This is a genomic window from Phenylobacterium sp., from assembly GCF_041916435.1.
Taxonomy (GTDB): Bacteria; Pseudomonadota; Alphaproteobacteria; order Caulobacterales; family Caulobacteraceae; genus Phenylobacterium.
This window is the reverse complement of record NZ_JAYRZM010000004.1, coordinates 592,353-600,717: the sequence shown is the minus strand read 5'-3', so window position 1 is coordinate 600,717 and position 8,365 is coordinate 592,353. Positions and strand designations below refer to the sequence as shown.

6 protein-coding genes are annotated in these 8,365 nt (G+C 72.2%); 2 read left to right on the top strand and 4 right to left on the bottom strand.

Annotation, left to right across the window (positions count from 1 at the left end; genetic code table 11):
* Both ACE3TA_RS14310 and pdeM read left to right on the top strand, forming a co-directional pair.
* Nucleotides 1-2,005: helicase-related protein (locus tag ACE3TA_RS14310; protein WP_374574802.1), on the top strand; the 2,005-nt coding region annotated here is incomplete at its 5' end.
* Nucleotides 2,002-2,727, top strand: coding sequence for a ligase-associated DNA damage response endonuclease PdeM (gene pdeM, locus ACE3TA_RS14305; protein WP_374574800.1), 726 nt, complete (start codon nucleotides 2,002-2,004; stop codon nucleotides 2,725-2,727). The genes ACE3TA_RS14310 and pdeM, both read left to right, overlap by 4 nt.
* Nucleotides 2,728-2,736: 9 nt before the next feature.
* Here pdeM and ACE3TA_RS14300 read toward each other — a convergent pair whose 3' ends face one another.
* The 4 genes from ACE3TA_RS14300 to ACE3TA_RS14285 all read right to left on the bottom strand — a co-directional run bounded on the left by ACE3TA_RS14300 (nucleotide 2,737) and on the right by ACE3TA_RS14285 (nucleotide 8,082).
* The gene (locus ACE3TA_RS14300; protein WP_374574798.1) at nucleotides 2,737-3,186 is read right to left on the bottom strand and encodes a DUF3429 domain-containing protein; all 450 of its coding nucleotides are present in this window, start codon (nucleotides 3,184-3,186) and stop codon (nucleotides 2,737-2,739) included.
* Between the two features lie 4 nt (nucleotides 3,187-3,190).
* A complete protein-coding gene (locus ACE3TA_RS14295) occupies nucleotides 3,191-3,991 on the bottom strand; it encodes a TIGR02186 family protein (protein ID WP_374574796.1) in 801 nt (266 codons plus the stop codon).
* The gene (locus ACE3TA_RS14290) at nucleotides 3,991-4,911 is read right to left on the bottom strand and encodes a sulfite exporter TauE/SafE family protein (protein ID WP_374574794.1); all 921 of its coding nucleotides are present in this window, start codon (nucleotides 4,909-4,911) and stop codon (nucleotides 3,991-3,993) included. Before ACE3TA_RS14290 ends, ACE3TA_RS14295 begins: the two co-directional genes overlap by 1 nt.
* Before the next feature lie 99 nt (nucleotides 4,912-5,010).
* The gene (locus tag ACE3TA_RS14285) at nucleotides 5,011-8,082 is read right to left on the bottom strand and encodes a peptidoglycan-binding protein (RefSeq protein WP_374574792.1); all 3,072 of its coding nucleotides are present in this window, start codon (nucleotides 8,080-8,082) and stop codon (nucleotides 5,011-5,013) included.
* Between the last annotated feature and the right edge of the window lie 283 nt (nucleotides 8,083-8,365).

The window sequence follows — 8,365 nt, the reverse complement described above, 5'->3', positions numbered from 1 at the left end:
CCCGCTTGGTGACCGAACTCGGCGTTCTCCTCCCCCCTTGGGGGAGGGGGACCGCGAAGCGGTGGAGGGGGCCGGCGCGGCCCACGCAGATGGCGTCGACATCTCAGTCCCCCTCAGTCGCTCCGCGACAGCTCCCCCAGAGGGGGAGCATCTTGCCCGGCGCCTCGCTCCAAAGCCCGAAACCTCCATCGACCTCGTGCGCGGTCCCGGCGGCGCGGCGCCGATCGTCGACATGCTGCTCTCCGAGGGCCAGGTGCCCTGGGCCGGCCACACCGCCCAGCACGCCATGGCCGAGGTCTATGAGGCCATCAAGGCCGCCCGCACGGCGCTGGTCTTCGTCAACACCCGCTTCCAGGCCGAGTTCGCGTTCCAGGAGCTCTGGCGGCTGAACGAGGACAATCTGCCCATCGCCCTGCACCACGGCTCGCTGGCCGCCGAGCAGCGGCGCAAGGTCGAGGCGGCCATGGCCAGGGGCGCCCTGCGCGCGGTGGTCTGCACCTCCACCCTCGACCTCGGCATCGACTGGGGCGACGTCGACCTCGTCATCCAGCTCGCCTCGCCCAAGGGCGCCTCGCGCATGGTCCAGCGCATCGGCCGGGCCAATCACCGGCTGGACGAGCCCAGCCGCGCCCTCTTCGTGCCGGCCAACCGCTTCGAGATGCTGGAGTGCCAGGCCGCCCGCGAAGCCATCGCCGAAAACACCCTGGACGGCGACCCGCCGCGCGCCGGCGCCTTGGACGTACTCGCCCAGCACGTCATGGGCTGCGCCTGCTCCGAGCCGTTCGACGCGCTCGACCTCTATGAGGAGATCACCTGCGCCGGCCCCTACCGCGACCTCTCCTGGGAAGACTTCGAGCAGGTCGTCGATTTCGTCTCCACCGGCGGCTACGCGCTGAAGACCTACGACCGCTTCCGCCGGATCGTGAAGACCCGCGAGGGCCCCTGGAAGGTGCGCGACGCGGCCACCGCCCAGCGCCACCGCATGAACGTCGGCGCCATCGTCTCGCCCGCGACCATGAACGTATGCATCGCGATCGGCCGCTCGGCCCGCCCAGGCCGCAAGATCGGCGAGGTCGAGGAGGGCTATCTGGAGATGCTGGAGCCCGGCGACACCTTCGTCTTCGCCGGCCAGGTCTGGAAGCTCGTGGGCATCACCGGCCTCGACGTGCTGGTCAGCCCGGCCGCCGACAAGGACCCGAAGATGCCCTCCTGGGGCGGCTCCAAGTTCGCGCTCTCCACCTTCCTGGCCAGCCGCGTGCGCAAGATGATGTCCGACCAGGACCACTGGAAGGTGCTGCCCGCCGACGTGCGCGAATGGCTGGAGCTGCAGCGCGACCGCTCGCTGATCCCCGCCGCCGACGAGATGCTCCTGGAGACCTTTCCGCGCGGCAAGCGCTTCTTCATGGTCTGCTACCCGTTCGAGGGGCGGCTGGCGCACACCACGCTCGCCATGCTGCTCACTCGCCGGCTGGAGCGGGCGGGCGCGGCGCCCCTCGGTTTCGTCTGCAACGACTACGCCCTGACCATCTGGGCGCTGAAGCCGCTCGACGGCCTCGACTTCGCCGATCTCTTCGCCGAGGACATGCTCGGCGACGACCTGGAGGACTGGCTCGCCGAGAGCTCGATGATGAAGCGCGCCTTCAAGGGCTGTGCGATCATCGCCGGGCTCATCGAGCGCCGATTCCCCGGCCAGCCGCAGAAGAGCGGCCGCCAGATCACCTTTTCGACGGACCTGATCTACGACGTGCTTCGCCGCCACCAGCCCGACCACCTCCTGCTCCGCTGCGCCCGCGCCGACGCCGCCTCGGGCCTGGTGGACGTGGCGCGCCTCGGCCAGATGCTGGCGCGCATCAAGGGCCGCATCCGCCACGCGGCGCTAGATCACCTCTCGCCCTTCTCGGTGCCGATGATGCTGGAGATCGGCAAGGAGCGCACGCCCGGCTCGGCCGCCGAGATGATCCTGTCCGAGGCCGAGGCCGACCTGATCGCCGAGGCCAGCGCATGAGCCTGGCCCACCTGCCCGCGCCTGCGCCCGCGCCCCGGCCCGACGGGATCCTTACCGTCGAGGTGGCCGGCGCAACCGCGGTGCTGCGTCCCTCCGGCGCCCTGTGGCTTCAGGAGGCGGCCATGCTGGTGGTCGCCGACCTGCACCTGGAGAAGGGCAGCGCCTACGCCGCGCGCGGCCAGATGCTGCCGCCCTACGACACCCGCGAGACCCTCGGGCGGCTGGAGGCCGAGGTCCGCCGCGTCTCGCCGCGCACCCTGGTCTTCCTGGGCGACACCTTCCACGACCGCCGGGCCGAGGATCGTCTGGACGCGGACGACGCGGCTCGCCTGGCCGCCCTGGCGTCCGGCCGCACCCTGATCTGGGTGGTGGGCAACCACGACGCCGACGGCCCCCGCGGCCTGCCGGGCGAGATCGCCGCCGAGCTCAGCGTCGGCCCGCTCGTCCTGCGCCACGAGCCCCAGCCGGGTCCGCAGGGCGGCGAGGTCAGCGGCCACCTGCACCCTTGCGCCCGCGTGCGCGCCAGCCGCGGCAGCGTGCGCCGCCGCTGCTTCGTCACCGACGGAAGCCGCCTGATCCTGCCGGCGTTCGGCGCCTATACGGGCGGGCTGAACGTGCGCGACGCGGCCTTCGCCGGCCTCTTCGTCCGCCCGCCGATCGTCGGCGCCCTCGGCGCGGACCGGGTGCACGCCGTCGGCTGGCGCTCCCTCGGCCCGGACTAGGCCGGGTCGCTACATCCGCAGCACCTTCTCCAGCACCATGGCCAGCGACACGCAGGCGCCCAGGGTGAGCGTGGTCATCAGCCGCGGCCAGCGGGCCGGCACGTCCGGCGCCGAATGGTCGAACAGCCATTGCAGCAGGAAGGCGGCCAGATAGCCGATCAGCTCCCAGGAATCGGGAATGGCCTCGCGCCCGAGGAACAGGATCCAGGCAGTGACCGGCGAGATCACCGAGACCACCAGCCTTCGCCAGCGCGGCGCCTCGCGCCCGGTCTCCAGCCCCCAGCGCACCCCGCCCAGGAACGCCAGCACCACCGCCGACCAGGTCAGGATCACCATCAGGGCGAGGGGCGCGCGGGCGGCCGGCCCGTAGGCGTAGGTCAGGGCGGCGACGGGGAACGGGCTCAGCGCCAGGAGCGCGATAATCCAGAGCGGCGGCGGCGCCCGGCCGGCTGACTGCATGGGATCACGACCTCCGGAAGGCGGCCGAGGCGGCCCAGCCTGCGCTCAGCGCGATCACGACCGAAGCTAAGCCGTACAACCATGGCCTGCGATGGGCGAAAAGGTAAAGCGCCCGTTCCAGGCCCACCTTCTCCACCACCAGGCTGCGGGTGCGCCGATAGACCGCCTCGCCGTGCTGGAACAGGATGATCTCGGTCGTGTAGACGCCGATCGGCGACTCGGTGGGCAGGTCGATCTCGGCGCGGAACAGGTCGCGGTCGACGAAGCGCACGCCGTTGGAATCCGCGTCGTAGAGGCCGGCCTTCTCCTTCAGCCGCACCACCGCGCGCCGCCAGTCCAGATAGTCCGCGCCCAGCTTGCTCACCACCACGTCGCGCACGCCGTAGCGGGTCTCCACCCGCTGTTCGGTCGGCGCGTTGATCGCCAGGTGATCGATCCCGGCGCCCAGCCGGCGCAGCACGCCGAAGTCGGCGATCTGGTCCAGCGGCCGGGTCGAGGCGGCCATGTAGAAGCCCGGCGCGCCCTGGAACACGACCGGGCGGCTGTTGATCCAGATGCCGGCCACCTGCGTCTTGCGCGCCAGGCGCACCGGCTGGTCCGGCCCGCGCACGATCACCACCACGTCGCTGGGCGTGTCCGACGGGTCCAGCACCGCCCCGTAGAGCACGATCCGCGCGCCGTTGAAGCTGGAGGTCACCCGCACCCGCGTGTCGGTCAGCGCCGCCGAGATCACCGGCGCCTGGGCCGCGTCCGCCGTCGTCGCCAGATCCGGGGGCAGGTCCGTGGGCGGCAGGTCGATGGCCATCAGCCCGCCCCCGACATCATGATGAAGGGCTCGCCCGGCTTCACGAACAGGCCAAGGCCCATGTTCAGGCCCATCAGGAGCACGATCAGGCCCAGCAGCGCGCGCAGCTCCTCGGCGCGGAAGCGGGCGCTGATCTTGGCGCCGAGCTGGGCGCCCAGCACCCCGCCGATCAGCAGCAGCGTCGCCAGCACCACGTCCACCGTCTGGTTGCGCCCGGCCTGCAGCACGCTGGTCAGCGAGGTGGTGATGATGATCTGGAACAGGCTCGTGCCCACCACCACGCCGGCGGGCATGCGCAGGATGTAGATCATCGCCGGCACCAGGATGAAGCCGCCGCCCACCCCCATGATCGCCGACAGGATCCCCACCCCCAGCCCCAGCGCGATCGGCGGGATCACGCTGATGTACAGCCGCGAGCGCGGGAAGCGCAGCTTGAACGGCAGGCCGTAGAGCCACACCGGCCGGCGGTCGCGATGCGGCGGGGCCGTCTCGCCGCGCCGGCGGCGCAGGATCGCCCCCAGCGACTCGGTCAGCATCAGCCCGCCGATCACCCCCAGGAAGATCAGGTAGGACAGCGAGACCACCAGGTCGGCCTGGCCCAGCAGGCGCAGCCAGCGGAAGATCTCCACGCCGATCGCCGAGCCCATCGCCCCGCCGCTCGCCAGCACCGCGCCCATGCGGAAGTCCACCGCGCGGCGGCGGCCGTAGGCGATCACGCTGGACATGGAGGAGGCCGCCACGTGGTTGGCCTCGCTGGCCACCGCCACCACCGGCGGAATGCCGAGGAACACCAGCACCGGCGTCATCAGGAAGCCGCCGCCGATGCCGAACAGCCCCGAGACGAACCCCACCGCCGCGCCCAGGGCCACCAGGATCGGCCCGTTGACGGACACTTCCGCGATGGGAAGGTAGAAATCCAATGCCTCTAGCGCCTCTGATCGATCAGCCGGCGCCGGGGCCGGTCAGGCCGCCCGCCCTCGGCGCGAGCCTCCCGCAGTTCGCGCAGCCCGCCGTGCGAGTCAACGCGTGAAGACGGCCAGCCGCGAGACGGTGGTGTTATCGAGGGTTCCTGTCGCAGCCATGCCCTGGTCGCGCTGGTAGGCCGCCACCGCAAGGCGCAGCGCCGGGGTCGATTCGCCGTCGGCCGGGCCCTGGTAGTAGCCCAGCTTCGACAGCGCCTTCTGGGCGGTCGTCACCGAGCCGCTGGAGGCGGTCATGGCGTTTGCGTCGGCCGCGGCGGGACGAAAGCCCGCGGCGGCCCGCTCGGCCACCACCCGCGCCTCGGCCGACAGCCCGGCCTTCACCCGCTCGGCGCTGGTGCTGGATTCCTCGTCGCCCGACCGGGCGGCGATCAGGAACCACTTGTAGGCTTCGGCCGCGTTCTGGCTGACGCCCAGCCCCTCTTCGTAGAGCCGGGCCAGGTTGTACTGGCTGTCCACCAGCCCCAGTTCGGCGGCCCGGCGGAACCACTGGGCGGCCGTGGTGGAGTTCTTCGGCCCGCCCTCGCCGTTGAAGTAGTAGAGGGCCAGGTTGTGCATCGCCCGCCGGTCGCCGCCCTCGGCGGCGCGCTCGGTCCAGGCGCGCGCCTCGGCCATGTCCTTCTTCACGCCGAAGCGGCCGCCCTCGTAGACCTTGCCCAGATAGAGCTGGGCCGGGGCGTAGCCCAGATTGGCCGCCTTCTTCAGCTCGTCCAGCCCGCCGGCCTGGCCGCCTTCCAGGCCCTGCACGGCCTCGCCGTAGAGCGCTTCCAGGTCCGGCCCCGACGCCCCCGCCTGGACCGGCGAGGCGCCCACGTCGTCCATGCCGGCCGTCGACTGCGGCGCCAGCGCCACCGAGGCGCGCGGATCGGCGGGGATTTCGCCCGTCGCCGTCTCGTCGACGATCGCCCGCGACTCGGCGATCCGCGCCGGCGCCTGGCCGGAAGGCTTGGCGTTCATCAGGGCGATGCCGCCCGCCGCCAGCCCCAGGAACGCCGCCCCGCCGGAAACCAGCAGGAAGGTCTGCAAGGTGCCGCCCGCCCGGCGCTTGGGCCGCGACAGGCCGAAGCCGGAGAACAGCGACTTGCCGCCGCCCTTGGCCTTGTGCGCCTTGTTGCTGTCGCCGTTCTGCGCGGCCGCCCGCGCGGCGGCCCGCGCCTGCTCGACCACCTCGCGGGTGGTCAGCCCCCGGCCCGTCTGGCCGTCGGCCAGCATGTCGTCCGCCGCGCCCTCCGCCTCGGAGGCGCCGAACAGGTCGTCGTCGCTCGAGAAGTCGTCCTCGCTGGCGAAGCTATCGGCCGAAAAGCCGTCGTCCGCCCGGGCCTCCTGCGGCGTCTCCTCGACCTCGCTGAAGGGATCGAACGTCCCGCGGCCGTTCTCGGGGAACGGCTCGGCGGCGAACGGGCCGTCCACGGCTTCCGCGTCCGCCTTCAGGTCGCCGGCCTCGAAGCCCGGCGCCTCGAAGCCCGGCGCCTCGAACGCGGGCGGCTCGGCCTCCTCGGCGGGCGCGGCCTCGACCGTCTCGGCCCTGACCTCGGACGGACGCTCGAAGACGTCGATCTCCACCGCCTCGGGCTCGGCCGGCGCTTCGGGCGCCTCCAGCCTGGGCGCGGCCGCGGCGGCGGACGGGAAGGCCCGCTCCAGGAAGCCGGCGGCGGCCCCGCGCGGCTCTTCCTCCTCGCCCACGGTCGGGAAACCGGCGAAGGGGTCGTCGTCGAACGCCTTGGGCTCCTCGCGCGCCGGGAAGCTGGAGGCTTCGTACTCGGCGACCGGCGGAGCGGCGGCCTCGGCCTCGGCGGCGGGGCGGGCCTCGGCCAGCCGCTGGTCGATCCGCTCGCGGGCGTCCTCCAGCAGGCGCGCCGTGCGCTCCTCGCTCTGGCGGATCCGCTCGGACAGGTCGTCGGAGGTCTGGTCGGCCCGGTTGTTGATGCGCTCGGTCACCTTGGCGACCTGCTCGCCGATGTCGTCGATCGCCTGGGCCGAGCGGCGCTCGCCGCTGGCGATGCGTTCGCTGAGCTTCTCGGTGATGCGCGAAATCTCGGCGCTCAGCTTCTCCAGCGCCTCCACGTGCACCGACTCGCTCTTGCCCAGGCGCGCGTCCATCGTCTGGGCCACGCGGGCGACTTCGCCGCTCACCTTCTCGACGGCCTCGGCGCTGCGGGTCTCGGCGGCCTGCACGCGGCGGTTCAGCGCCTCGGCCACGTTCAGCACTTCGCGGCCCATCTGCTCGATCGCCCGCGCCGAGCGCTGCTCGGCGTCGCGGACGTGCTCGCTCATCTGGTCGAAGGTGCGCTCGATCCGGTCGAACCGTTCCTCGACGTCGGCCTTGAGCTTCTCGGCGATCTCCGAGCGGGCCGCCTCCAGGCTGCCGGTCAGCCGCTCGGCCAGGGACTCCAGCTTCTGCTCGACCGCGGGCGCGCCGCCCTGCTCCACCGAGTTGAGCCGCCCGTCCAGCGCCGCCAGCGAACGGCGGAGCGCCTCCAGGGCGTCGGCGGTGCGGCCCTCGGCCTCGGCCAGGCGCTCGCCGACGCGGTTGACCACCTCGTCGATCAGCGCCGCGTCGACGCCGCCCTCGGTCTCGATCTTGCCCAGCCGTTCCTCGACGCTGGCGATCAGTTCCTTGGTGTGGGCGTCGCGGTCGTAGACCTGGCCGGCGATCTTGCTGATCGCCCCCTCCAGGGCGCGCAGCGCCTCGCTGGAGCGCGGCCCGGCCGCCTCGGCCTCCATCCTGGCCAGCCGGTCGGACAGGCTCGCCTGAACGGCCTTGGCCTCCTCGGCGATCCCCTCGACCAGCCCGTTCACGCCGACCTGGGCCTTCTCCGCCGCCTCGATCCGCTCCAGGGCCGCGCGCACCGACTGCTCGACGCCCGACACGGCCTGGCCGGCGCGGGTTTCGGCGGCCTCGATGCGGGTCGTCAGCCGTTCCAGCAGGCCCGCCATGCGCTCGACGTAGTCCGCCGGATGCTCGGGCGCCTCATAGCGCGGGGCCGTCGCTTGCGCCTGCGCCTGCGGCGGCTGGCGCGCCGGCCGATCAGTGAAAAAGGTTTCGGACGTGGCCTCGTCCGGCCCGTCGTCTTGCAGAATGACCTGGTTGAGCCATTCCCCAAGCGTCATACCGGAGCGCCTGGCGAGGTCCTTGGCGACCTCCCGGGCCTTAGGGTCGATACCCTTGACGCTCCAGGGCGCCCCCGACGTCATACCGAATCTCTCCAACCACCCTCGTCGACGCTACCCACCGATTCCTGGGGTGTAAACGCGCCGTTAACACAATATCTTGGGTCCAGGCCGATCACCTGTGGATGAGCCGAACGTCGCCGAGGCCTATAGCGCAGCCAAAGCGCGTTATGGTTAACGGCGGATTAATCCCCTGCGGCCGATGGCCGCTGGCGCGGCGCCG